Origin of the sequence: Blastococcus sp. TML/M2B (assembly GCF_016612865.1) — a bacterium.
Classification (GTDB): domain Bacteria; phylum Actinomycetota; class Actinomycetes; order Mycobacteriales; family Geodermatophilaceae; genus Blastococcus.
Genome location: NZ_JAENZZ010000002.1, coordinates 1,964,455 through 1,987,281 on the forward strand (window position 1 = coordinate 1,964,455; position 22,827 = coordinate 1,987,281).

General features: G+C 75.6%; 26 protein-coding genes and 2 pseudogenes. 9 read left to right on the top strand and 19 right to left on the bottom strand.

Going from position 1 to position 22,827, the window contains the following annotated elements; translation table 11 throughout:
- The first annotated feature begins 47 nt into the window (after positions 1-47).
- Complete coding sequence (locus JKP75_RS18105) at positions 48-482, top strand: alpha/beta family hydrolase (RefSeq protein WP_242473372.1); 435 nt, start codon at positions 48-50, stop codon at positions 480-482.
- Between the two features lie 60 nt (positions 483-542).
- On the opposite strand, the gene JKP75_RS18110 is transcribed toward JKP75_RS18105, so the two are convergent.
- The 4 genes and pseudogenes from JKP75_RS18110 to mftF form a co-directional block, all read right to left on the bottom strand.
- Positions 543-1,649 (bottom strand): SRPBCC family protein, encoded by a 1,107-nt coding sequence (locus tag JKP75_RS18110; protein WP_200493342.1) that lies wholly within the window; start codon positions 1,647-1,649, stop codon positions 543-545.
- 76 nt (positions 1,650-1,725) lie between these two features.
- Positions 1,726-2,973, bottom strand: coding sequence for an MFS transporter (locus JKP75_RS18115; protein ID WP_309229973.1), 1,248 nt, complete (start codon positions 2,971-2,973; stop codon positions 1,726-1,728).
- Positions 2,974-3,546, bottom strand: a complete 573-nt coding sequence (locus JKP75_RS21985) for a hypothetical protein (RefSeq protein ID WP_242473373.1) — start codon at positions 3,544-3,546, stop codon at positions 2,974-2,976.
- A 64-nt stretch (positions 3,547-3,610) separates the two neighbouring features.
- Positions 3,611-5,824: pseudogene (gene mftF / locus JKP75_RS18125) on the bottom strand (mycofactocin biosynthesis glycosyltransferase MftF); the annotation flags it as partial.
- Between mftF and JKP75_RS18130 the strand changes: the two are divergent.
- Positions 5,823-6,815, top strand: coding sequence for an iron-siderophore ABC transporter substrate-binding protein (locus JKP75_RS18130; protein WP_200489928.1), 993 nt, complete (start codon positions 5,823-5,825; stop codon positions 6,813-6,815). The pseudogene mftF and the gene JKP75_RS18130 sit on opposite strands and share 2 nt — an antisense overlap.
- Positions 6,816-6,837: 22 nt before the next feature.
- Here JKP75_RS18130 and mftE read toward each other — a convergent pair whose 3' ends face one another.
- Entirely contained in the window at positions 6,838-7,533 is a 696-nt protein-coding gene (gene mftE, locus JKP75_RS18135) for a mycofactocin biosynthesis peptidyl-dipeptidase MftE (protein WP_200489927.1), read from the bottom strand.
- A gap of 40 nt (positions 7,534-7,573) precedes the next feature.
- Between mftE and JKP75_RS18140 the strand changes: the two genes are divergently transcribed.
- Positions 7,574-7,951, top strand: coding sequence for a YchJ family protein (locus tag JKP75_RS18140; protein ID WP_200489926.1), 378 nt, complete (start codon positions 7,574-7,576; stop codon positions 7,949-7,951).
- Between the two features lie 53 nt (positions 7,952-8,004).
- Positions 8,005-8,484, top strand: a complete 480-nt coding sequence (locus JKP75_RS18145) for a pyridoxamine 5'-phosphate oxidase family protein (RefSeq protein WP_200489925.1) — start codon at positions 8,005-8,007, stop codon at positions 8,482-8,484.
- 1 nt (position 8,485) lies between these two features.
- On the opposite strand, the gene JKP75_RS23120 is transcribed toward JKP75_RS18145, so the two are convergent.
- The 5 genes and pseudogenes from JKP75_RS23120 to mftA form a co-directional block, all read right to left on the bottom strand.
- Positions 8,486-8,995 (bottom strand): EAL domain-containing protein, encoded by a 510-nt coding sequence (locus JKP75_RS23120; RefSeq protein WP_255523386.1) that lies wholly within the window; start codon positions 8,993-8,995, stop codon positions 8,486-8,488.
- A 106-nt stretch (positions 8,996-9,101) separates the two neighbouring features.
- Positions 9,102-10,058: pseudogene (locus JKP75_RS23125) on the bottom strand (diguanylate cyclase domain-containing protein); the annotation flags it as partial.
- A 355-nt stretch (positions 10,059-10,413) separates the two neighbouring features.
- The gene (gene mftC / locus JKP75_RS18155; RefSeq protein WP_200489923.1) at positions 10,414-11,646 is read right to left on the bottom strand and encodes a mycofactocin radical SAM maturase; all 1,233 of its coding nucleotides are present in this window, start codon (positions 11,644-11,646) and stop codon (positions 10,414-10,416) included.
- Positions 11,643-11,939 (bottom strand): mycofactocin biosynthesis chaperone MftB, encoded by a 297-nt coding sequence (gene mftB, locus JKP75_RS18160; protein WP_200489922.1) that lies wholly within the window; start codon positions 11,937-11,939, stop codon positions 11,643-11,645. Before mftB ends, mftC begins: the two co-directional genes overlap by 4 nt.
- 28 nt (positions 11,940-11,967) lie before the next feature.
- On the bottom strand, positions 11,968-12,207 hold the full coding sequence (mftA, locus tag JKP75_RS21990) for a mycofactocin precursor MftA (protein WP_309229975.1): 240 nt from the start codon (positions 12,205-12,207) through the stop codon (positions 11,968-11,970).
- A gap of 12 nt (positions 12,208-12,219) precedes the next feature.
- On the opposite strand from mftA, the gene mftR reads away from it, so the two are divergent.
- Together mftR and mftD are read left to right on the top strand one after the other, a co-directional pair.
- Positions 12,220-12,819, top strand: a complete 600-nt coding sequence (mftR, locus tag JKP75_RS18170; protein WP_200491284.1) for a mycofactocin system transcriptional regulator — start codon at positions 12,220-12,222, stop codon at positions 12,817-12,819.
- Between the two features lie 132 nt (positions 12,820-12,951).
- Positions 12,952-14,190, top strand: coding sequence for a pre-mycofactocin synthase MftD (gene mftD / locus JKP75_RS18175; RefSeq protein WP_200489920.1), 1,239 nt, complete (start codon positions 12,952-12,954; stop codon positions 14,188-14,190).
- A 78-nt stretch (positions 14,191-14,268) separates the two neighbouring features.
- Here the strand turns inward: mftD and JKP75_RS18180 are convergent, their stop codons facing one another.
- Entirely contained in the window at positions 14,269-14,520 is a 252-nt protein-coding gene (locus JKP75_RS18180; RefSeq protein ID WP_200493344.1) for a hypothetical protein, read from the bottom strand.
- Positions 14,521-14,608: 88 nt separating this feature from the next.
- Between JKP75_RS18180 and JKP75_RS18185 the strand changes: the two genes are divergently transcribed.
- Together JKP75_RS18185 and JKP75_RS18190 are read left to right on the top strand one after the other, a co-directional pair.
- On the top strand, positions 14,609-14,845 hold the full coding sequence (locus JKP75_RS18185) for a hypothetical protein (RefSeq protein ID WP_200493345.1): 237 nt from the start codon (positions 14,609-14,611) through the stop codon (positions 14,843-14,845).
- Between the two features lie 58 nt (positions 14,846-14,903).
- Positions 14,904-15,365 (top strand): GNAT family N-acetyltransferase, encoded by a 462-nt coding sequence (locus JKP75_RS18190; protein ID WP_200489918.1) that lies wholly within the window; start codon positions 14,904-14,906, stop codon positions 15,363-15,365.
- A gap of 4 nt (positions 15,366-15,369) precedes the next feature.
- On the opposite strand, the gene JKP75_RS18195 is transcribed toward JKP75_RS18190, so the two are convergent.
- The 3 genes from JKP75_RS18195 to JKP75_RS18205 form a co-directional block, all read right to left on the bottom strand.
- On the bottom strand, positions 15,370-15,567 hold the full coding sequence (locus JKP75_RS18195; protein WP_200489917.1) for a hypothetical protein: 198 nt from the start codon (positions 15,565-15,567) through the stop codon (positions 15,370-15,372).
- A 58-nt stretch (positions 15,568-15,625) separates the two neighbouring features.
- Complete coding sequence (locus JKP75_RS18200) at positions 15,626-15,889, bottom strand: hypothetical protein (protein WP_200489916.1); 264 nt, start codon at positions 15,887-15,889, stop codon at positions 15,626-15,628.
- 146 nt (positions 15,890-16,035) lie between these two features.
- Positions 16,036-17,469, bottom strand: a complete 1,434-nt coding sequence (locus JKP75_RS18205; RefSeq protein WP_200489915.1) for a bifunctional 3-(3-hydroxy-phenyl)propionate/3-hydroxycinnamic acid hydroxylase — start codon at positions 17,467-17,469, stop codon at positions 16,036-16,038.
- A 158-nt stretch (positions 17,470-17,627) separates the two neighbouring features.
- Between JKP75_RS18205 and JKP75_RS18210 the strand changes: the two genes are divergently transcribed.
- Positions 17,628-18,758 carry an NDMA-dependent alcohol dehydrogenase gene (locus tag JKP75_RS18210; protein ID WP_200489914.1) on the top strand — a complete coding sequence of 377 codons (1,131 nt, stop codon included), beginning with the start codon at positions 17,628-17,630 and terminating at the stop codon, positions 18,756-18,758.
- A gap of 22 nt (positions 18,759-18,780) precedes the next feature.
- Here the strand turns inward: JKP75_RS18210 and JKP75_RS18215 are convergent, their stop codons facing one another.
- The 5 genes from JKP75_RS18215 to JKP75_RS18235 form a co-directional block, all read right to left on the bottom strand.
- Positions 18,781-20,664 (bottom strand): AAA family ATPase, encoded by a 1,884-nt coding sequence (locus JKP75_RS18215; protein ID WP_200489913.1) that lies wholly within the window; start codon positions 20,662-20,664, stop codon positions 18,781-18,783.
- Positions 20,661-21,437, bottom strand: a complete 777-nt coding sequence (locus tag JKP75_RS18220; RefSeq protein ID WP_200493346.1) for a hypothetical protein — start codon at positions 21,435-21,437, stop codon at positions 20,661-20,663. Before JKP75_RS18220 ends, JKP75_RS18215 begins: the two co-directional genes overlap by 4 nt.
- 71 nt (positions 21,438-21,508) lie before the next feature.
- Positions 21,509-21,853: a phosphotransferase gene (locus JKP75_RS23130; RefSeq protein WP_200489911.1), complete on the bottom strand. Its 345-nt coding sequence runs from the start codon at positions 21,851-21,853 to the stop codon at positions 21,509-21,511.
- Positions 21,840-22,184 (bottom strand): phosphotransferase, encoded by a 345-nt coding sequence (locus tag JKP75_RS23135; RefSeq protein WP_200489910.1) that lies wholly within the window; start codon positions 22,182-22,184, stop codon positions 21,840-21,842. The genes JKP75_RS23130 and JKP75_RS23135 overlap by 14 nt, the downstream gene beginning before the upstream one ends.
- A 27-nt stretch (positions 22,185-22,211) precedes the next feature.
- Complete coding sequence (locus JKP75_RS18235) at positions 22,212-22,811, bottom strand: MOSC domain-containing protein (RefSeq protein WP_309229976.1); 600 nt, start codon at positions 22,809-22,811, stop codon at positions 22,212-22,214.
- Between the last annotated feature and the right edge of the window lie 16 nt (positions 22,812-22,827).

Here is a 22,827-nt window from a genome sequence, read left to right on the forward strand (position 1 = left end):
GGCCGACGCGGGCTGGCTGGTGCACCGGGTGGACCAGCCCTGGCGGGGTGGCCGGCAAGCGGATCGCCCCCGCCCCGCCACGGCTCGACGAGGCGTGGGGTGCGGTGCTGGACCGGCTGCGGCTGACCGACCGGCTGCCCGGGCGGCTGGTGCTCGGCGGCCGCAGCGCCGGAGCGCGGGTGGCCTGCCGGACGGCGGCGGCCGAGGGCGCGGCCGGCGTGCTCGCGCTGGCCTTCCCGCTGCACCCGCCGGGCAGGCCGGAGAAGAGCCGCGCCCCGGAGCTGACCGGAGTCGCGGTGCCGATCGTCGTCGTCCAGGGCGAGACCGACGCGATGGGCCGGCCCGAGCACATCGCCGCCGCGCTGGCCGGCTCCGGGCTGGCCTCGGTCTACGCGGTGCCCGGCGACCACTCGCTGAAGAAGAACCCGGGCCTGGTCGCGGCCGCGGCGATGTCGTGGCTGACCGAGGTGCTCCCGGCCTGACCGGGATCGTGCGTGATCACCACGCTTTGAGGGTCGCTCCGACGCACCTCGGGGCAGCCCTCAGCGCGCGCTGATCATGAGCGGCGGCGCCGGCGGCGGACCAGCAGGACGACGGCGACGAGCGCGGCTGCGGCGCCCGCCACCCGCGCGTAGCGGGCGACCGGGCCGGAGCCGGAGATCTCCAGCAGGTCGATGGGCTCCGGCTTCGCGACCGGGGCGACCGGGGCCGTCGCGGCCGGGGGAACGGGCCGCGGCCCGGCCGACGGCACGCTGCGGACGGGGGCTCCGGTGGCGGGCCGGGCCGGCGGCGCGGAGGGGCCGGACGGCGGGCTGCTCGGCCGGGGGGCCGGGGCCTTCTTCGCCGCCAGGGCCGCCGGGGCCGACTTCGTGGAGGGAACGGCCTTCTTCGCAGGGGCCGCCTTCTTCGCCGGGGCCGCCTTCTTCGCCGCCGCCTTCTTGGCGGGCTCCGCCTTCGTGGCGGGCTCCGCCTTCGTGGCGGGCTCCGCCTTCGTGGCGGGCTCGGCCTTCGTCGCGGGCTCGGTGACCTTCTCGGTGGCGCTCGCGGGCTGCCTTCTTCGTGGCCGCCGCGGCCTTCTTCACAGCCTTCGCGGGCGCGCTCTCCGCGGGCAGCTGCTCCACGGAGGCGGCGATCTCCTCGACCGCGCCGGTCGCCGTCGCGGCGACCGCGGCCACCGGGCCGGGCTCGGCAGCGGGAGCAGCGGCGGGGGCCTCCAGCCGGGCGGCCAGCTTCTCGGCGAACTGCGCGAGCATCTTGTCCCCGACGTCGGTCATCACGCCGCGGCCGAACTGGGCCGGGCGCCCGGTGACGGTCAGGTCGGTGACCACGTCCACGCGGGTCCCCGGGCCCTCGGCCACCAGGGTCGCGGTGATCGTCGCCGTCGCCGTGCCGTTGCCGCGCTGGTCCTTGCCGCGCGCGTCGATGACCGCCCGGTGGGCCGCCGCGTCCCGCTCGGTGAACGACGCCTTGCCCTGGTAGGTCAGGTTGATCGGCCCCAGCTTGACCTTGAGCGAGCCGCTGACGTCGTCGCCGGTGACCGAGTCCAGGGTGGCGCCGGGCATGCACGGCGCGGTCCGCTCGAGGTCGAGCAGCACCCGCCACGCCTCCTCGACGGGCAGCGGCACGCTGAACGAGTTCTCCAGTTGCACGTCGGGACCCTCCTGGGGGCTGCGAACCGCCGGCCCCCGGGCGGGACGGACGGGTACGGACCGGCGGCTGCCGACGCTACCGCCCGACCTGCTCCGGCACCGGCGCGCCGTGAGCGGCCTGCGCCGCGTGGGACGGGAGGGCACGGGCGAGCTCGCGGCGACGCAGGACGGCCGACACGGCGAGCGCCATCAGCCCGGCCGCCGCCAGCGCGGCACCGACCAGCCCCGGCGCCGTGTAGCCGGCGCCGGCCGCGATCACCAGCCCGCCGAGCCACGCGCCGAGGGCGTTGGCGGCGTTCAGCGACGAGTGGTTCAGCGCCGCGCCCAGCATCTGGGCGTCGCCCGCCACCTCCATGAGCCGCAGCTGCAGGCAGACCACGAGCACCGAGGCGACGGCGCCGATCAGGAACATCGCCGCGACGACGGTGACCGGCGTCCGGGCGGCCAGCGGGACGAGCACCAGCACCACGCCGATGGCGACGTTCGCGCCGACCAGCGACCGGAACAGCGCCAGGTCGGCCAGCCGCCCGCCGACCGCCGTCCCGACGACCATGCCGGTCCCGTACACCAGCAGCACCAGCGGGATGGAGCCGCGGGACATGCCCGTCACCTCGGTGACCAGCGGCGCGACGTAGCTGTAGACGGCGAACATGCCGCCGAACCCGACGACGCCCACGAGCAGGGTGAGCAGCACCTGCGGACGGCGCAGCGCGCCCAGCTCCGTGCGGACCGTGGCACCGGGGTTCCGCGGCGACGCCGGGACCACCGCGGCGACGGAGACGATCGTCAGGACGCCGATGACGACGACCGCCCAGTAGGCGCTGCGCCAGCCGAGCTGCTGCCCGAGCCAGGTGGCCGCCGGCACGCCGACGACGTTGGAGACGGCCAGGCCCAGCATCACCGAGCTCACCGCCCGCCCGCGCAGGCGCGGGGCCACGAGCGAGGCGGCGACCAGCGAGGCAACGCCGAAGTACGCGCCGTGCGGCAGCCCGGCGAGGAAGCGGGCGCCCAGCAGCGCGCCGTAGCCCGGGGCGAGGGCGGTCAGCACGTTGCCCGCGACGAACAGCACCATCAGGCCGATGAGCAGGCCGCGCCGCGGCAGCCGGGTGCCGAGCGCGGCGATCACCGGCGCTCCGACGACGACGCCCAGCGCGTAGAGCGAGACGACGTGACCGGCCGTGGGGATGTCGATGCCGACGCCCTCGGCCACGTCGGGCAGCAGCCCCATGGTGACGAACTCGGTGGTGCCGATGGCGAAGCCGCCGAGCGCGAGGGCCACGATCGCGGCGGCCACGCGCCCGGTGGAGAGGGTCGGAGCGGTCACTCAGTGCACCGCGACCGGCTCGGCGTCGGAGTCGACGGGCAGCTCCCAGGGGCGGACGACGAGCAGCAGCAGGGCGATCGCCAGCGCCAGGGCCGTCACCACCACCGTGCCGATGGCGGCGGCGTCGTTGCCGAGCAGGCCGACGACGGGGGAGACCAGGGCGCCCACGCCGAACTGGACGGCGCCGAGCAGGGCCGCGGCCGTGCCGGCTGCCTCGCCGTGCCGGGAGAGCGCCAGCGCCGGCGCGTTGGGCAGCGCCAGCCCGCAGGCGAAGAGCACCGCCCACAGGCTCAGCGCCACGCCCCACAGCCCGCCGGTGCTCGTCAGGGCGAGGACCAGCAGCAAGGCGCCGGCCAGCGCTCCGGCCACGGTGCCGGCGACCAGGATCTGCGCCGGCGACCAGCGGCCGAGCAGGACCGGGTTGAGCTGGGTGGCGGCGATCAGCCAGACGGCCCCGGCGCCGAAGAGCAGGCCGAACTGCTGCTCGTCGAGGCCGAACTCGCCCTGGTAGACGAAGGCAGAGCCCGAGACGTAGCTGAACAGGCCGGCCATCGTCAGCCCGGCGACGAGCACCCAGCCCCACGTAGGGGCGGTCGCGCAGCAGCTCGCGGTAGCCCCTCAGCGTGCCTCCGATCCCGCTGGACCGGCGGCGCTCGGCGGGCAGGGTCTCGGGCAGCAGCCGCGCGCCGACGACGACCAGCACGACGCCGTAGACCGCCAGCAGCGCGAAGATCCCGCGCCACGAGGTGAAGCGGAGCATCTCGCCGCCGATGGTGGGCGCGAGCACCGGTGCGGCGCCCAGCACGAGGAACAGCCGGGAGAGCATCCGCGCGGCCGCCCGGCCGTCGAAGAGGTCGCGCACGATCGCGAGGGCGATCACCGCACCGGCCGCCGTCCCCACGCCCTGCAGCACGCGCAGGGCGCCGAGCACGGCCAGGTTCGGGGCGACGATCACCAGCAGGGACGCCAGCACGTGCAGCGCGGTGCCCGCGAGCAGCGGGCGGCGCCGGCCGTAGGCGTCCGACAGCGGGCCGAGCACCAGCTGCCCGAGCGCGAGCCCGACGAGCGTGCCGGTGAGGGTCAGCTGCACCGCGGCCGACGTCGTCTCCAGCTCGCGGGTGATCGTCGGCAGGGCCGGCAGGTACATGTCGATGGTCAGCGGCCCGATGGCCACGAACGCGCCCAGCAGGAGCGCGGTGCGGGCGGCGCCGGGCACCGGCGCCGTGGGCGCGGAGGCCGGTCGTTCCTGCAGCGTGGTCACAGGTGGGCGCAAGGCGGCGCGGCCGCCGGGCATTCCGGTTCGGCGGGATCGCGGCGTGTCACGGGCGCGGCGGCCGGGTCGGCAGCAGCGCCGCGGCCGACCGCGCGCGGAGCGCCCCGGTCCACAGCCCGGCGCCGTAGGCGAGGTCGTCCAGTCGGCGCGCGGCGAGGTGACGGACCGGTCCGATCCGCCGCCGGTGCGGCCACCAGGCGAGCAGCCCCTCGACGACGGCGACGGCCACCAGCCGGCGCCGCACGGGCCGGGACACCGCGGCCGCGGCGACCGCCAGCGGCCAGTGGTGGCGGGTGACGGCGCGCGCCGTCGCGCGGGCCGAGACGCCGGTCGCCCGCGCGGTGAGCAGCGCCGCGAGCGCGACCGGCGGCCGCTCCCCGGCCGCGCCAGCCGGCGGGCCAGCCGCACCGCCCGGGCGGCGAGCAGCCCGCCGGCCACGACCCGGCCGGCCCGCGGGCCGGTGAGCGCCAGCACCGTCGCGGCGGCGACGTCGGGGGCGACGACGAGCGGGGAGACCAGGCCCTCGTGCCGGGCGGCCAGCAGGGCCGCGCCCGTGCCGTAGAACGCGCGGCGGCGCAGCCACTCCGCCGTCCCGACCGGGTGCTGGTGGGCGACCTCGGCGGCCGGCTCGTAGCGCACCCGCCAGCCGGCCGAGGCGAGCCGCCACACCAGGTCGACGTCCTCGGCGACCCGCATCGCCTCGTCGAAGCCGCCGTCCCCGAGCGCCGCCCGCCGGGCCAGCAGCGCCGCGCTCGGCACGTAGGACACCCCGGTCAGCGGCCGGACCGGCGCCGGCCGCGGCCCCATGTCCAGCACGCCCTCGACCTGCTCGTAGCCGTGCAGCCAGCCGCTCCCGGGCAGCGGGACGATCCGCGGGGCTACCAGCGCCAGCCGGGGATCGGCCAGGTGCGGCAGCAGCACCGCCAACCAGCCCGGCCGCGGCACGCAGTCGGAGTCCAGGAAGGCGACCAGCGGTGTCCGCGCCGCCCGCAGCCCGGCGTTGCGCGCGGCGGCGGGCCCGCGCGCGGTCGCGTGCCGGACGACGACGGCGTCCCCGGCCTGCACCGGGTCGGCCGAGCCGTCGTCGACCACGACGAGCGGGAGGCCCGCGGTGACCGGGTCCGCGCGCAGCGCGGCGAGCAGCCGGGCCAGCTCGACCGGCCGGTCCTTGACCGGGACCACCACGGTCACGTCGGCTGCCTGGGTCGAGGGCGTGAGGTCGGGGTGCGCCAGCCCGGCGTCGAGCAGCTGAGCGGCGAGACCCGCGGTCGAGGCGTCGCGGACGACGAGCCGGTCACCGGCCAGCAGCGCGCGGGCCCGCGGCGCGAGCCGCAGCAGCCGGAGCGGAGATCCGCCCAGCAGCGTCGCCCCGCCGTCGCGGCGGGTGACCCGCGGATCGAGGCGGACGGCGAAGCCGTCGGGCAGCCGGGCGCCCGGCGCCCCGGGGAGCGCTGCCGGTGCGGTCACCGGGGCAGTCTCCCCCGCCGCCCGCGCGGCTCCGGAGGACGGCCGCCGCACACGGCTCGACCACGATGTGTTTAGGTCAGCCTTACCTGATCCTCCGAAGGAGCCCCGCATGACCCCCCGCCCCCTCTTCCGCGGCGCCGCCCTGCTGGCCGCCGCCGCGCTCGTCGTCACCGGCTGCGGTTCCGACGACGACTCCGACTCCGGCAGCAGCGGCGGGGGCAGCTCCTCCGGCGCCTTCCCGGTGACCGTCGAGACCGCCTTCGGGGACGTGGAGATCGAGGAGGAGCCCCTCCGCGTCGTCGCCCTCGGCTGGGGGGACGCCGAGACCGCGCTGGCCCTGGGCGTGCAGCCGGTGGGCGCCAGCGACTGGCTGGCCTTCGGCGGCGAGGGCGTCGGCCCGTGGTCGGAGGGCCTGTACGACGAGGCCCCGGAGATCATCGAGACGCTGGAGCCCAGCCTCGAGGCGATCGCGGCCCTGGAACCCGACCTGATCCTGGACACCAAGTCCGACGGCACGCAGGACCGCTACGACCTGCTGAGCCAGATCGCGCCCACCGTCGGCATGCCGAAGGGCGTCGAGGCCTACCAGACCACCTGGCAGCAGCAGCTCGAGATCGTCGGCCAGGCCCTGGGCAAGTCCGACGAGGCCGAGGAGCTCGCCGCGGAGGTGGCCGACGCCTTCACCGAGGCCGCCGACGCGCACCCGGAGTTCGAGGGCACCGAGGTCGCCGTCGCCGCCTTCACCTCCGAGGGTTTCGGCGCCTACGTGCAGGGCGATGCCCGCGTCGACTTCATGGAGGAGCTGGGCTTCGTCAACAAGCCGGCCATCCAGGAGCAGGCCACGGACAACTTCTTCGTGCCCGTGAGCGAGGAGCAGGTCTCGCTCCTGGACGCCGGGCTGACCGTCGCCTTCCCGATCTACGTGGAGGCCTCGGAGTTCACCTCCAACCCCCTGTGGCAGGCGCTGCCGTCGGTCCGCGACGGCCACGTCGTGGTCCTCGAGGACGAGACCCTGGCCAACGCGTTCTCCATCGGCACGGCACCGGGCATCCTCTACGCCCTGGAGAAGACGGTTCCCCTCTTCGCCGACGCCCTGGCCTGACCGTCCTCCCCCGCCGGGCGGCTCAGCCCCCGAGCCGCCCGGCGGGGTCCACGGTCCAGCCGCGCACCGCCTCGACCAGCCGCCGGCCCATGGCGGCCAGCAGCTCCGCACCCTCCGGCGCCGACGCGCCCGCCGGGTCGCCCAGCACGCCCGTGGGGCTCACCGCCCGCACGCCCCCGGCCCGCAGCCGCGGCAGCAGCTCCGCCACCGGCGCGGTCTCCCCGGCCACCGCGTCCGCCTCGCGCACCCCGTCCGGTTCCACGTGCAACATCAGCGACGTCTCGGTCCGCCCGGCGTGCGCGTCCCCGCCCGGCACCCCGCAGGGGAACCACGCGACGTCCCGGCCCTCCGACCGCAGCAGCGGCACCGCGGCCCGCAGCGCGTCCAGATTGCCGCCGTGCCCGTTCACCACCAGCAGCCGCGGCGCCCACCGGCAGGCCGAGCGGCCCAGCTCCACCAGCAGCGCCGTCAGCGCCTCGGTGCCGATCGACACCGTCCCGGGGAACCCCTCGTGCTCGCCGCTGGCGCCGTAGGGCACCGCGGGGGCGAGCAGCGCACCGTCCAGCCCGGGCAGCGCCTGCCGGGCGACGGCGGTCGCGACCGAGGTGTCGGTGGCCAGCGGCAGGTGGTGCCCGTGCTGCTCGACCGAGCCCAGCGGGACGACGAGCAGTGCCGACGAGGGGATCCGCGGCCACACGGCACGGGCGAGGTCAGTCACGCCGGCAGCCTAGGGACCGCCCCCGGGGCAGAATGCCGGCATGGCGAACCGGCGCTGCCCCTGCGGATCGGGCCTGCCCTACGACGAGTGCTGCGGCCCCCTCCACGCGGGCACCACGCCGGCGCCCACCGCCGAGCGGCTCATGCGCTCGCGGTACAGCGCCTTCGTCGTCGGCGACGCCGCGTACCTGCGCGCCACCTGGCACCCGCGCACCCGTCCGGCGGAGCTGGAGCTGGACGACGGCGTCCGCTGGCTGGGCCTGGACGTGCTCGCCGTCGACGGCGGCGGGCTGCTCGCCACCGAGGGCACCGTCGAGTTCCGCGCGCACTGGTCGGCCGGCGGGGAACGCGGCGCGCAGCACGAGGTCAGCCGCTTCGTGCGCGAGGACGGCGCCTGGCGCTACCTGGACGCCGTCTGACGGTGCCGCCGTCCGGGGTGTCGCCCGGCGCGAGCCTGGGCACGGTGCCTGCCATGAGCGCAGAGGACACCCGCAAGGTCGCCGAGCTGATCCAGGGTCAGCGGTTCGGCTTCCTCACCACCACCACGCCCGAGGGCAAGCTGACCAGCCGGCCGATGACGCTGCAGGAGGTGGAGTTCGACGGCGACCTGTGGTTCTTCGCCGAGCGCGACTCGCACCCGGTGCAGCACATCCGGGCCACCCCGCAGGTCAACGTCGGCGTCGGCTCCGGCGGGACGTGGGTCTCGCTGACCGGCTCCGCCACCGTCGTCGACGACCCGGCGAAGAAGAAGGAACTCTGGAACGGCGCCGTCGAGGCCTGGTTCCCGCAGGGCCCGGAGGACCCGTCGGTCGTCCTGCTGAAGGTCGAGGGCGACTCCGCCGAGTACTGGGACAGCCCCGGCGGCCGACTGGCCACCGCCTTCAGCTTCGTCAAGGCCAAGGCGACCGGCGAGCGGATCGACGGCGGCGAGAACGAGAAGGTCGACCTCTAGGTCAGCTCCGGACGGGCACGCCGGCGGCGAGGGCTGCGCCCGCGCGGTCGGCGGGCTCGGGCCGGGCGAACAGGTAGCCCTGGGCCGAGCCGCAGTCCAGGTCGGCCAGCGCCCGGCGCTGGTCCTCGGTCTCCACGCCCTCGGCGACGATGTCCAGGCCCAGCGTGCGGGCCAGCTCGACGATCGAGGTGATCAGGGTGACCGCCGACCGGCCGCGCGGCAGGTCGGTGACGAAGCTCCGGTCGATCTTGAGGATGTCGGCCGGCAGGTGCCGCAGGTAGGACAGCCCCGAGAAGCCGGTGCCGAAGTCGTCGATGGCGATGCGGATGCCCAGGGCCCGCAGCGCCTGGAGCTGGGCGACCACGGCGTCGCCGTCGCGGACGAGCACGCCCTCGGTCACCTCCAGGGTCAGCTGCTCGGCGGGGAAGCCGGTCTCCTCCAGCGCCGCGACGACCAGCGCGATCACGTCGCTGCCGTCGTGGAACTGGCGGGGGGAGAGGTTCACGGCCATGCGCACCGGGTCGCCGGTCTCCGCCGTCCAGGCAGCGCCCTGACGTAGCGGCCTGGCGGAGCACCCAGGCGCCGATGCCGTCGATGGCGCCGGTCTCCTCGGCGAGCGGGATGAACTCGACCGGCGGGATCAGACCGCGCTCGGGGTGGTTCCAGCGCACCAGGGCCTCGAAGCCGGTGGTGCGGCCGTCGCGGAGGCGGATGGTCGGCTGGTAGTGGACCTCCAGCTGGCCGGCGCCGGCCGCGACGGCGAGGTCCTGGGCGAGGTCCGCGCGGCGGCGGGCGGCCTCGGCCATCCCGTCGGCGTAGACGACCAGGCGGTTCTTGCCCTGGGCCTTGGCCAGGTACATGGCGAGGTCGGCGTTGCGCAGCAGCGCGCCGGCCGTGCGCTCGGTGACGTCGGACGAGGCGGCGACCCCGATGCTGCAGTGCACGGTGAGCAGGCCGTCGTCCAGCGGCACGGGCACCGACAGCGCCACCAGGGCCCGCTCGCCGACGGCGCGGGCGACCTCCGGGCCGCCGTCCACGACGACGGCGAACTCGTCACCACCGATGCGGGCGACGACGTCGCCCGGGCGGACGCAGCTGCGCAGCCGCTCGGCGAGCACGAGCAGCAGCTCGTCGCCGGTGGCGTGCCCGCGGCCGTCGTTGACGGCCTTGAAGTCGTCGACGTCGATGAACAGCAGGCTCACGGCGCCGCCGCGGGCGAGCAGCCGGTGGGTGAACTCCTCGAGCAGCGTGCGGTTGGCCAGGCCGGTCAGCGGGTCGCTGAGCACCTGCTCCTCGTTGAGCCGCCACGAGGAGAGGTGCGCCAGGCTCGCGGCGAGGACGAAGGCGGCGTGGATGCCGGCCCACAGCCAGGGGTTCGCGTTGCCGCCGTGCCCGAAGACCGCGTGCGGGAAGAGCGTGCCGACCACCCCGTGGTGGGCGGCGACGACGACGATCGCGATGCCGAACGGCACCCACGCCTGGTAGAGCGCGACGACGCCGATCATGACGAAGAACGAGAAGTGCGCCTCGGTGACCCCGCCCCACAGGTGGACCAGCGCGCCGCACGCCGCCATGAGGCTGACGGTGGTCGCGGCCGAGCGGGTGGCCCGGCCGAAGCGGGGCAGCGCGAACAGCAGGGGTCCGGCGACGGCGGCGAGGACGGCGACGGCCGCCGGCTGCCCGAACCCCCACACCCACGCCAGCAGGACCAGGCAGAACGCGGAGCCGATCGCCAGTCGCACGATGGCGCGGTGGCGGCTCTGCCAGACCTCCTCGGGCAGGCGGCGGCCCGACGGGAGGAGGCGGGCGGCCCGGGCGGGGAGTTCGAGGATCACCTCGTCCTGATCGGCGGGGCCGATCCGGTTCCGCAGCCCACCGGCCGCCCCTCCCCCTACGGGGTGGGAGCGGCCGGTGGTCGCGCGGGCGGGGTCAGCGCAGGTCGAGGCCGGCCAGGGGGGACTCGTCGCAGATCTTCGCGGGGATCGACGGGATGCCGAGCAGGGTGGGCTGGCCGCGCACCGGACCGCTGTGCGAGTGGTCGATGTGGCTGCGCGGGGTGACCAGCTCGAGGTCGCGGGCGGCCAGCGCCGTCTCGCCGTAGCCCTGCACGCACTCCGGGTCGGGGCCGTCGAGGGGCAGGCCGGTGAAGAACTTGGCCGCCATGCACCCGCCGCGGCAGGCGTCGAAGTGGGCGCACTTGGTGCAGGCGCCGCCGGTCTGCGGGTTGCGCAGGTCGGCGAACAGCTCGCTCTGCTGCCAGACCCGCTGGAAGCCACCCTCGTCGCGGACGTTGCCGGCGAGGAAGTTCTCGTGGATGGCGAACGGGCAGGCGTAGACGTCGCCGACCGGGTCGATCAGGCAGACCACGCGGCCGGCGCCGCACAGGTTCAGCCCGGGCAGGGCCTCGCCGAAGGCCGACAGGTGGAAGAACGAGTCGCCGGTGAGGACGCCGTCGCCGTTGGCGAGCAGCCAGTTGTAGAGCTCGCGCTGCTGCGCCATCGTCGGGTGCAGGTCGTCCCACACGTCGGCGCCGCGGCCCGAGGGCCGCAGCCGGGTGATCCGCAGCTGCGCGCCGAAGGAGTCGGTCAGCGCCTTGAACTCGTCGAGCTGCCCGGCGTTCTCCCGGGTGACGACGACGGAGACCTTGAAGTCCTTCATCCCGGCCTCGGCCAGGTTCTCCAGCGCGCGGATGGCGGTCGCGTAGGAGCCGGTGCCGCGGACGCGGTCGTTCACCTCGGCGGTGGCGCCGTCCAGGGAGATCTGCACGTCGACGTAGTCGGTGCGGGCCAGCTGGGCGGCGCGGGTCTTGTCGAGCTTGATGCCGTTGGTGGAGAACTTGACGCCGACGTCGTGGCCGATGGCGTAGTCGAGCAGGTGCCAGAAGTCCGGCCGCACGGTCGGCTCGCCGCCGCCGACGTTGACGTAGAAGACCTGCATCCGCTGCAGCTCGTCGATGACCGCCTCGGCCTCGGCGGTCGACAGCTCGCGCGGGTCGCGCCGTCCCGAGGAGGACAGGCAGTGCGCGCACGCCAGGTTGCAGGCGTAGGTGAGCTCCCACGTCAGGCAGATGGGGGCGTCCAGGCCGTACTCGAACTGGTCGATCAGACGACCGCCGGTCGGCCGAGGAGGCGCGGCGGGGCGGGGCGGCAGGAGGGCGGTCACGGGGTCCCCTCGGGGTTCGGTTCGATCATCTGCGAGCGGGCGAGATCGGCCAGCGCCTTCTCGTAGGCGGGGCGCTGGGCCTCGGTCACGCCGCAGGCGGTGAGCGCGGCGGTCGCGCTCGGGTGGTCGGCGAGCGCCTCGACGACGGACACCAGGGTCTTCGACTTCAGGAAGGAGAGCTTCCGGTTGCCGAAGTGGTAGACCAGCGCGCCGAAGGGCTCGGGCCGCAGCGCGACCGAGCGGGCGCGCCGCCAGGGCCCGGCCGGGTCGAACGCGACCTCGGCAGAGGACACCGCCGCGGTCACAGGGGTGCCGACGCGATCAGTAGACGCCGCACATGCCGTCGATGGAGACCTCTTCCACCAGCGACTCCTCGACGAGGGCCTCGTCCGCGGCGGGCGGCGGTGGTCTCGACGTCGGTGCTCGTCGTCTCGGGCATGGGGACCTCCGGGGGATCGCTGAACGGGCAGGTGAGGGGCACACTAATGACACTGAGTGCCACCGATCAAGGGGGGCACCCGACTGCCCGCCCAGCATCCACCCCGCCTCCCGGAACGGCATGATCAGATCGTGATGCAGCCCGAGGTCGTGCCCGCCGGGACGCCGGGGGAGGCCACCCGCGCCCGGGTCGAGCGGGCCGCGCTGGACCTGTTCGCCTCGCGCGGGTTCGAGAACGTCACCAGCGACGAGGTGGCCGACGCCGCGGGCATCAGCCGGCGCACGTTCTTCCGCTACTTCGCGACGAAGGCCGACGCGGTGTGGGGTGACTTCGCCGGCCACGTCGCCCGCCTCGAGGCGCTGCTGGCTGCCGGCGACCCGGGGCAGCCGGTGCTCGCCTCGGTCTGCGCGGCCTACGTCGAGGTGAACGCCTACCCCGACTCCCAGCTGCACCTCCTGCGCGAGCGGATGCAGCTGATCCTCACCGAGCCGGCGCTGCTGGCCCACTCGCAGCTGCGGTTCGCCGAGGTCGACCGCGCGGTGGCCCGCTACGTCGCCGTCCGCACCGGGGAGTCACCCGACCGGCTGGTGCCCCGGCTGGTCGCGGCCAGCACCCGGGCCGCGGCGACGACGGCGTTCGAGGCCTGGCTCGCCGACGAGGCGAGCTCGCTCGTGGACCAGCTCCGGGTCGCGCTGGAGGAGATGGCCGGCGGCTTCCTCGCACTGCGCCGCTGACCCCGCTGACCCTCCGGGATGAGCCCGCTCGCGGGATCCGGGCGTGACGGGGCTCTCACCGGGGTACTGTGGCACTCAGTGCCACCGGTGACGCCGTCGCCGGACCGACGAGCCGACAACGAGGAGTGCACGATGGCGAACCCCTGGTTCGAATCAGTGGCCGAGGCGCAGCGACGCGCCAAGAAGCGGCTGCCCAAGGGGGTCTACGGCGCGCTGGTCGCCGGCTCCGAGCGCGGCCTGACCGCCGAGGACAACCTCGCCGCCTTCGCCGAGATCGGCTTCGCCCCGCACACCGCCGGCCTGGCGAACGAGAAGAACATGGCCGTCACCGTCATGGGCCAGGAGCTCGCGCTGCCGGTGATGATCAGCCCGACCGGCGTCCAGGCCGTCACCCCCGGCGGCGAGGTCGACGTCGCCCGGGCCGCCGCGTCGCGCGGCACCGCCATGGGCCTGTCCTCCATGGCGAGCAAGCCGATGGAGGAGGTCATCGCGGCCAACCCGAAGACCTTCTTCCAGCTCTACTGGGTGGGCGACCGGGACGTCATGGCCGCCAAGGTCGAGCGCGCCCGCAAGGCCGGCGCCGCCGGGCTCATCGCCACGCTGGACTGGTCGTTCTCCTACGGCCGCGACTGGGGCAGCCCGTTCATCCCCGAGAAGATCAACTTCGAGGCGATGCGCCGGTACGCCCCGCAGGTCATCACCAAGCCGCGCTGGGCCTGGCAGTTCGCCAAGACCATGCGCATCCCGGACCTCACCGTGCCGAACATGGTCGCCACCCCCGGCGACCCGGCGCCGACGTTCTTCGAGGCCTACGGCCAGTGGATGCAGTCCCCCATGCCGACCTGGGAGGACGTCGCCTGGCTGCGCGAGCTGTGGGGCGCCGACAAGCCGTTCATGCTCAAGGGCGTCATGCGGGTCGACGACGCCAAGCGCGCCGTCGACGCCGGCGTCACGGCGATCTCGGTCTCCAACCACGGCGGCAACAACCTCGACGGGACCCCGGCCTCGATCCGCGCGCTGCCCTCGGTCGCGGCGGCCGTGGGCGACCAGGTCGAGGTCCTGCTCGACGGCGGCATCCGCCGCGGTGGCGACGTCGCCAAGGCCCTCGCCCTGGGCGCCAAGGCCGTCATGATCGGCCGCGCCTACCTCTGGGGCCTCGGCGCCAACGGCGAGGCCGGCGTCGGCAACGTGCTGGACCTGCTCCGCGACGGTCTCGGCTCGGCCATGATCGGCCTGGGCAAGTCGAACGTCGCCGACCTCAGCAGCGAGGACCTGGTCATCCCGGCCGGCTTCGAGCGCCAGCTCGGCGACTCCGCCGTCGCCAACGCGACGCTGAGCACCTCGCCGGCCGCCGCCCGCCGGGACGCCTGACCGCTCCCGCCTCCCCCACTGCGGGGAAGGCGGCCTCCGGGCGACGTCCCGAGGGCCGCTTTCCCCGCAGTCGGCGTGTCAGGACACCTCGGACAGCAGCGCGGCCCGGCGGCGCAGGTGGGCGCGCATCCAGAGGTGGCCGGCGGCCGCGAGCGCCCACGCGGGGACGGCGGCCCACCACCACGGGCTGCCGGTGATCGCCAGGAACGCCGAGAGCACCCCCATCAGGACGAAGAAGGCCGGGGCCCACCGCCGTTGGCGGTCGAGGTGGACCAGCTGGGCGCCGATCAGACCGCTGGCCGCCTGGCGCACCGCCGGCTCGGCGGGCACCGGTCCGCGCAGCGCGGCCCGGCGGAACCCGCCGCGACAGGCCCTCGGGCGACCGCGCGGCGACATCCCGGACACCTCGCTGCTGGCGGTGCTGGAGCGGGCCCATCACGACGCCGAAGACCAGACCCATGACAGCGCCCTGGACGAGGGCAGAGGTCCAGCTGTCACCGTCCGACCAGCGGGTGAACGCGGTCCAGAACAGGCCGAAGAGCGCCCCGTTGAGCAGACCGAGCCCCCAGGCCGGGGCGTTCAGGAGCCGATCGCGCATGCGGCGATCGTGCAGGTCGGCGGCACCGGCGGCGACCGCGCCGCCCGGATCGGGTGACGCGAGGGCGAGCCCCGGCGGACCCCGCAGCGGGCACCCGGCAGGACAGACTGGGCGCGTGGATGTGAGTCGTGCAGGAGCGCAGGACGTTCCGCAGCTGGCGCGCCTGCTCTGGCTGAACGCGGCACCCGAGGAGCAGGCACGTCAGTCGGTCGAGGCCTTCGCCTTCGACCTGGGTGCCTGGTGGGCCGACCACGCCGGCTCGCACGTCGCCTTCGTCGCGCGCCCCGGCGGCTCGGAGGTCGCCGGGATGGCATGGCTGGCGCTCGTCCCGAGGGTGCCGCGGCCGGGCACGACGACGCGGCTCTCGGCCGACGTCCAGAGCGTGTTCGTCCTGCCGGCACGGCGCGGGCAGGGCATCGGGACGGCGCTCGTGCGGGCCGCGAGGGACCACGCCGTCCGGCTCGGGGCGGCGCACGTGTCGGTGCACTCGAGCACGCGGGCCGTGCCCGTCTACGAGCGGCTGGGCTTCGCGTCGTCGCGGCTGTTCCTGACGTCCACCGGGGGCGAGCCCGGCTGACGGGTCACCCCAGGAGGCCGCCGAGCTTGCCGCCGCCGAACTTCTTGATCAGGTCCATCGGGTCGATGCCGAACTTCTGGAGCAGCCCGGCGTCCTTGTCGGTGTCCACCTGGTCGGGGAGCTCGGAGTCGGCCTGCTGGGCCTTGGCGTCGTCGCCCTGAGACTTCAGCAGCTGCAGGATCTGGTCCTTGTCGATGTTCATGGCGGTTCCGGTACCCCGCCGCGCCACGAGCTACCGGCATCCGCGGAATCCGTCCGGATCAGTCCCGCCCGGGCGCTCCGGGAGCGAGGAGCGCGACGCGGCGGTGCACGCGGGCGCGCAGGTAGGAGTGCCCGACAGCCGCCGCCAGCCACACCGGGACCGTTCCCCACACCCACGCGGGCCCGGTGAGCGCCACACCCACGGCGAGGACGGCGCACAGCACGAACAGGGCCGGCGCCCAGTAGCGCTGCCGGTCGAGCACCCGGAGGTGGTCCTCGGCGAGCTCGAGGGCGGCCTCGCGCTCGTCCGGGTCGTCGGGCACCGGACCGCTCCCCGACGCGGCGCGACGCACGCGCCGCCCCACTGCCCTGGGGGACTGGTCCTCCGGATCGTCGAGTCGCGCGCGCATCCCCCGATGGTGCCTCGTACGTGCGGTGGCGCGCGGCCACCCCTGCCGCGCGGCGCAGCTCAGCGCGCCGCGGTGACGATCCGATCAGGGCGGATCTGCGCCGCGGTCGCGCCGCCCAGCCAGCGCCGCAGCGTGCCCGACGGGTCCTGCACCTGCACCTCGCTGCCGTCCGCCCGCCGCACGCACAGCTCCGCGGTCAGCGTCGCCGCCCCGACACCGAGGACGTCGTCCAGCCGGCACCGGCGCCCGTCGACCTCCACCCAGGGCTGCGGCGCCAGCGAGCCCGCCAGCCGTCGTCCCGCCCGGCCGCGCCGGTCCACCAGCGGCCCGCGCAGCGGCGGCGTCCTGCTGTCGGTGGCCAGCCGGGCCACCGCCGGGATCCTGCGGACGACGGCGAGCACGGCCCGCCGCAGCACCGCCGCGCCCCGGCCGCCCCCGGTCATCAGCCGGCCGAGCAGCAGCGCCAGCCGGATCAGCGCGCGGGCGTGCGGCTCGCGCTCGGCCCGGTGGCTGTCCAGCAGCGCGTCGTCGGCCTCCCCGGCGAGGACGGCGGCGAGCTTCCAGCTCAGCTGGTGCACGTCCCGCAGGCCCAGCCCCAGGCCCTGCCCGACGAACGGCGGCGTGAGGTGGGCGGCGTCGCCGGCCAGCAGCACCCGCCCGGCCCGCCAGCGGTCGGCCAGCTGCGCCCGGAAGGTGTACTCGACCGCCCGCACCACCTCCACCGCCGCGAGGTCGACCGGCGCGAGCAGCCCGGCGAGGCGGGCGGGCTCCACCAGCTCGGCGGCGGTCTCCCCCGGCAGCAGGCGGAACTCCCAGCGGTACCGGTCGCCGGTCACCGGCATGGACGTCGCGGCACGCGCCGGGTCGCAGACCTGGGTGACCCCCGGCCACAGCGGCAACGGCGCGGGCGACCGGACGTCGAGCACCAGCCAGCGGTCGGCCGGCCCCAGGTCGCGCATGCGCGCGCCGATCAGGTCGCGGACGGTGCTGTTGGCGCCGTCGCACCCCAGCACCGCCGCCGCGCGGACGGACCGGTCCGCACCGCCGTCCCGGTCCCGCACGGCCAGCGTGACGCCGTCGTCGTCCCCGGACAGGCCCGTGACCTCGCAGCCGCGGCGCAGCTCGACGCCGGGCGTGCGCGCGACGGCGGCCGCCAGCAGCGCCTCCAGGTCGGGCTGGTGCACCAGCGAGCCGGGCGGCCAGCCGTTCGCCCCGGCACCCGGCTGCCGGCGGAACTCGGCCAGCACCGCGCGCGCGGCGTCGACCAGCCGCAACCCGGCCATCGGACGGGTCAGCGGCGCCAGGTCGTCGGCGACGCCGGCGTCCTGCAGCACGCGGAACACCTCGTCGTCCAGGTGCACCGCGCGGGGCAGGGCGTAGGGGGTGCGGTGCCGCTCGAGCACCAGCACCGGCAGGCCGCGGCGGGCGAGCAGCAGCGCCGCCGTCAACCCCACGGGCCCGGCGCCGACCACGACCACGGGCTCGCCGGACACGCGCCCAGTGTCACCGGGTCCCCGGTGAGTCGTCATCCGGGCGCGGGGACGGGCCCCCCGACCTTGACGGGTGGGGCCGAGGTGCTAAGAGTGACCCGGAGCACTGTCGTGCTGCGAACCCGCCACCTCTGGTGGGTCTCGGATCGAAGGGACATCTGTTGAAGACCAAGGGCGCGATTCTGTGGGGCGTGGGCGAGAAGTGGTCGGTCGAGGAGATCGAGGTCGCTGACCCCGTCGCCGGTGAGGTCATGGTCGAGCTGGCCGCCTCCGGCCTGTGCCACTCCGACGAGCACCTCGTCACCGGCGCCACCCCGGTCGGCTTCCCCAGCCTCGGCGGCCACGAGGGCTCCGGCCGGGTCGTCAAGGTCGGCCCCGGCGTGACCGACCTGAAGGAGGGCGACCACGTCGTCACCGCCTTCATCCCCGCCTGCGGCAAGTGCCCGCCGTGTTCGCGCGGGCAGCAGAACCTCTGCGACCTCGGCGCCCACCTGCTCGGCGGCAAGGCGATCTCCGACGGCACCCACCGGGTCACCGCCAAGGGCCAGGGTGTCTCGCCGATGTGCCTGCTCGGCACCTTCTCCCCCTACATCACCGTGAACCAGGCCTCGGTCGTGCGCATCGAGCCGGACATCCCGCTCGAGATCGCCGCCCTCGTGGGCTGCGGCGTCACCACCGGCTGGGGCTCCGCGACCAAGGTCGCCGACGTCCGCCCCGGTGAGAACGTCGTCGTCATGGGCGCCGGCGGCGTCGGCATGAACGCCGTGCAGGGCGCTGCGGCGGCCGGCGCGAAGCGCGTCATCGTCATCGACCCGGTCGCGCAGAAGCGCGAGTGGGCCATGGAGATGGGCGCCACCCACACCTACGCGAGCATCGAGGAGGCCACCCCCCAGATCAACGAGCTGACCTGGGGCCGGATGGCCGAGAAGGTGATCATCACCGTCGGTGACATCCAGGGCGAGGACGTCGCCGCCGCCATGAGCATCACCGGCAAGGGCGGGCGCGCGGTCGTCACCGGCATGGGCAGCTTCGACAAGGTCGACGTCAAGCTCAGCCTGTTCGACCTCACCCTCATGCAGAAGGACCTGCAGGGCGCCATCTTCGGTGGCATGGCCCCGCGCAACGCCATCCCCGAGCTGCTCTCGCTCTACCAGGCCGGGCAGCTCAAGCTCGAGGAGCTGGTGACCACGAAGTACAAGCTCGAGGACATCAACCAGGGCTACCAGGACATGCGCGACGGCAAGAACATCCGCGGCATGATCGTCTACACGGACGCCGACCGGAACCTGTAGGTCGCAGCCCTCGGGCCCGTCCTCACCCCAGCAAGCGGGTGAGGGCGGGCCCGAGGTCGTTCAGCGACCGGACCGGCTCCATCCGCCCGTTCCCGCGCGCGGCCAGCAGGCGGGCGGCGTCCAGCGCCTCGCCGCTGGGCAGCGGACAGAGCACGTGCAACCGGTCGATGCCGGCCAGCGCCGTCTCGGCCGGCTCCCCCGCCGTCGACAGGCAGTCCGACAGCAGGACGACGACCCGCTCGTCCGCCGTCGCCGGGGACAGCTGACGCCGGGCGCCGCGCAGCGCCACGGCGAGGTCGGTCTTCCCGTGCCCGCGCAGCCCCACCAGGTCGAGGACGACGTCCTCCGCGGCCCGGTGCCGGCCCAGCGCCTGCAGCACGGTCAGGTCGTCGGCGAAGGTCAGCACGCTGGTCTGCAGCCGCTCGTCCGCGGCCAGCACGACCCCGGCGGCCGCGACCGCGGCGATCGCCACGCCGAGCCCCTGCATCGAGCCCGAGCGGTCGACCACGAGGCAGACCGCGCGCCGGGAACCGGTCCAGTTGCGGGTGACCAGGTCCTCGGCGGCCGGCGGCCAGATGCCCGACCAGCGGTCCAGCGTGCGGTCCAGGTCGAGGTCGCCCTCGGGACGGCGGGTCGGCACCAGCCGCCGGGTGCCGCGCGCCCGGGTGGTGCCCACCCGACCCACCTGCACGAACACCCGGGCGGCCAGCCGGCGGGCGGCCGAGCGCAGCTCGCGGTCGGTTGCGGTGGCCAGATCGGCCAGCAGGGCGGCCGCGGCGTCGGGGTCGGCCCCCATCAGCCCGGCGAAGGCGTCCTCGTCGAGCTCGCCCACCTCGGGGCTGACCTCGGAGAAGGCCTGGTGCCGCAGCTGCATCTCCCGGCGGCCGGTGGACGACGGGCCGCGCCGGGACGCGGCGTCGCGCCGCGGGATGCTGGGCTGCTCGGTGCCCGTCTCAGCCGACGGGCCCGGCGCTTTTCCCTGACCACCACCCGCGAGATCGGGGGCCTCGCCGGGGCTGCCCCCACCGGGCTCCGGTGGCACCGAACCCACCGGCCACACGTCGTCCAGGATCTCGTCGAGCACGGCCTCCGGCGTCCGCTCGACGCCCTCGGTGACCCGGATCCGGCCGGACAGCGCGGCGTGCGTGGCATCGCGGGCGGTCTCGCGGCCGCCGGCGAGCTGCTCGCCGCGCATCCGCAGCAGGCCGTCGAGCAGCAGCACCAGGTCGATGGCGCCGCGCACCGATGAGCCGGTGCGCAGGTCGCGGTGCGCGCGGGTGGCCCGCACCAGGCCGACGGCCAGCGCGATCTGCGGCTCCGCGGCGCCCGTGACGCCGGCGACGATGGCCCGCTCGGCCTCCTCGGGCTGGTAGTCGAGGACCACGCGGCACATGCGGTCGGCGATCGCCTGCCCGACGCGGGCGGTGCCGATCGCGTCGAACGGGTTCATGGCGGCGATCAGCCGGAAGCCCGACGTGGCGTGCACCGTGCCCAGCCGCGGCACGGCGATCTCGCCCTCGGTGAGCACCGTGATGAGGACGTTGAGCGTCTCCTCGGGGATCCGGTTGAGCTCCTCGAGGTAGAGCAGGCCCGCGCCGCGCATGGCGGTGAGCAGCGGGCCGTCGGTGAAGTTCTCCGGCAGGTACCCGCCGGCCAGGACCGCGGAGGGGTCGTACTGGCCGATCAGCCGGGCGGGGGTGAGCTCGGCGTTGCCCTCGACGAAGACGACGTCCTGACCGGTCTCGGCGGCCACGGCGCGCAGCAGGGTGGACTTGCCGGTGCCCGGCGGGCCCTCCAGGACGACGTGCCGGTGCGTGGCGAGCGCGACGGAGAGCACCTCGCGCTCGCGCCGCAGCCCGACGACGGGGCCGGGGACCGGGGGCTCGGTCGGGCGTTCGACGGTCATGGGGCCTTCCTGGGGGCGCGGCTCGACGGCCGCCGGGGATGCGGGGCGACGGGACCGGCCGGGACCCGAGGGGCCCCGGCCGGTCCGGCTGAGCGGCTGGTCAGCCGCCCATGACGCTCTCGAGGTCGAGGACGTCCTTGGGCGCGGAGATGTCCTTCTTCTCGCCGTGGTCGCTGAAGGTCACCGTGCCCTCGGAGTCGTCGCCGCCCTTCATCTGCAGAGGGTAGGCCGGGTCGTCGTCGGCGACGGTCAGCTGGCTGCCGTCCTCCTGCTCGACGATGACGACGTCGTCGCCGTCCAGCTCGTCCTTGCGGGTCTCGTCCTTGACGTCCTCCCCCGAGCGCAGCTCGTCGGCGATGCCGGCCAGGGAGAAGTCGGCTGAAGCCCTCGGCGGCGTCGCCGGGGACGGCCACCCACTTGCCGTCGAACTCCGCGGCGGCCTCCTCGGGCATGCCGAAGGACGCCCAGAACTCCGGCGCGGCCTTCATGTAGACGTCGCCGTCGACGCTGATCAGCTCGATCTCGACCCCGCCGAGGGTGATCGTGCCGGAGGCGTCGTCGTCCTGGAGCTGGAGGTCGACCTCGCCCTCCTCGCCGTCGGTGGTCATCGTGCCGGCCATGTGCACCGCGCCGGACTCCTCGAGCGCGTCCGCGGCGAGCTCGGCCACCTCGGAGCCGGTCTTCCCCTCCAGCGGGCTGTCACCGCCGCACGCGGTGAGCAGGAGCGCGCCGGTGACCAGCACGGCGGGGGCGGTGAGCGAACGGATGCGCATGGGACTCCTCGAGACGCGGACCTGGTGATCCGGGGCGCCCAGGATCCTGCCAGGAAGCAGTGACGCAGCGCTCACCCGCGGTCCGCGAGGCGCCGGACAGCTGCGCGTTCGCCCTCGCCCAGGTTGCGGTCGGCCAGCCGGCGGGCGGCCGCCACCGGCAGCGCGGCGGCGAGGTCCAGGCCCGCGGCGCGGCGGAAGAGCCGGGCGAACGTGCCCTGCGCGGCCCCGACGACGGCGGCCTGCAGGCGGCCGCCGGGCACGCTGCCCACGGACATCGCCAGCCAGGCGTCGGCGACGTCCACCTCCGGCCGGCCACGCGCGGCGTTGGTCCAGTCGATGACCACCGGCCCGTCGGCGGTGAGCAGCACGTTGTCCGGGTGCAGGTCCAGGTGCAGCAGGGCGTCACCTTCCCCCACCGGGCCCTCCCACCGGCCGGTCGAGCCAGTCCGGCGCCGGCACCGCGTGCACCAGCCGGTGCACCCGGGCCAGCGCGCGGGCCTGCGCCGGCAGCGTCCAGGGCCGGCGCGCCAGGGCGGCGGTCATCGTCGGCCCGGTCGCCCGCGCCATGACCAGGTCGGGGCCGTCGACGTCGAACACCTCCGGCACCGGGAGGCCGTGACTGCGCGCGTGTGCCATGACGGCGGCCTCCCGGTCGGCCGTCTTCCCCGGGTCGCGGTAGCGACGCAGCACCCGGCCGCCGTCGAGGGCGAAGACGTCCGCGTCCCGGCCGGCGCCCAGCAGCTGCACGGCCGGGAGTCTGGCAGAGCGCCGTCCTCAGCGGGGGCGCGCCGGGCGCACCGCCCGGCCCGCCGCCGCGGGGTCCAGCGGCACGGCCGAGCGGAGGACGGCGGGGCCCAGCCGCAGCACGCCGTCGCGGAGCGCCGCGCAGCGGATCCCGGCCCGGCCGCGCAGCCCGCGGTGGGCGCCGGGCGCGAGCGCGGTGTCCAGCCAGGCGCAGGGGTTGGCCGGACGTCCGCCGCGGAGCCGCACCTCGCCGGCGCCGCAGTCGAGCGAGAACTCCTGCCCCCGCAGGGCCTCGACCTCCGCGCCCCGTAGGACGACGGTGCGCCGGGCGAGCAGTGGATCCAACGGGCCCGCGCCCAGCTCCGCGGCGAGCGCGTCCACCGCCTCGGCGGCCAGCACGGTGACCTGGGCGTCGCGGTGCGCCGGGCGGCCCGCGTAGCGGTCGCCGACGACGCCGTGGCCGGCCCGCACCTCGACCTCCGTCCGCCGGTCGCCGTCCTGCTGGGGGAGGGCCGGCCCCGGGCGGCCGTCGTAGCGGTGCGCGGGCGAGGCCACCAGCCCGACGATCTCGACGTCGTAGACGTGCGGAAGGGCAGAAATGGCCATCTCTGCCCCGGTGGGCGGGGACACGACCGGGAGCATCCCA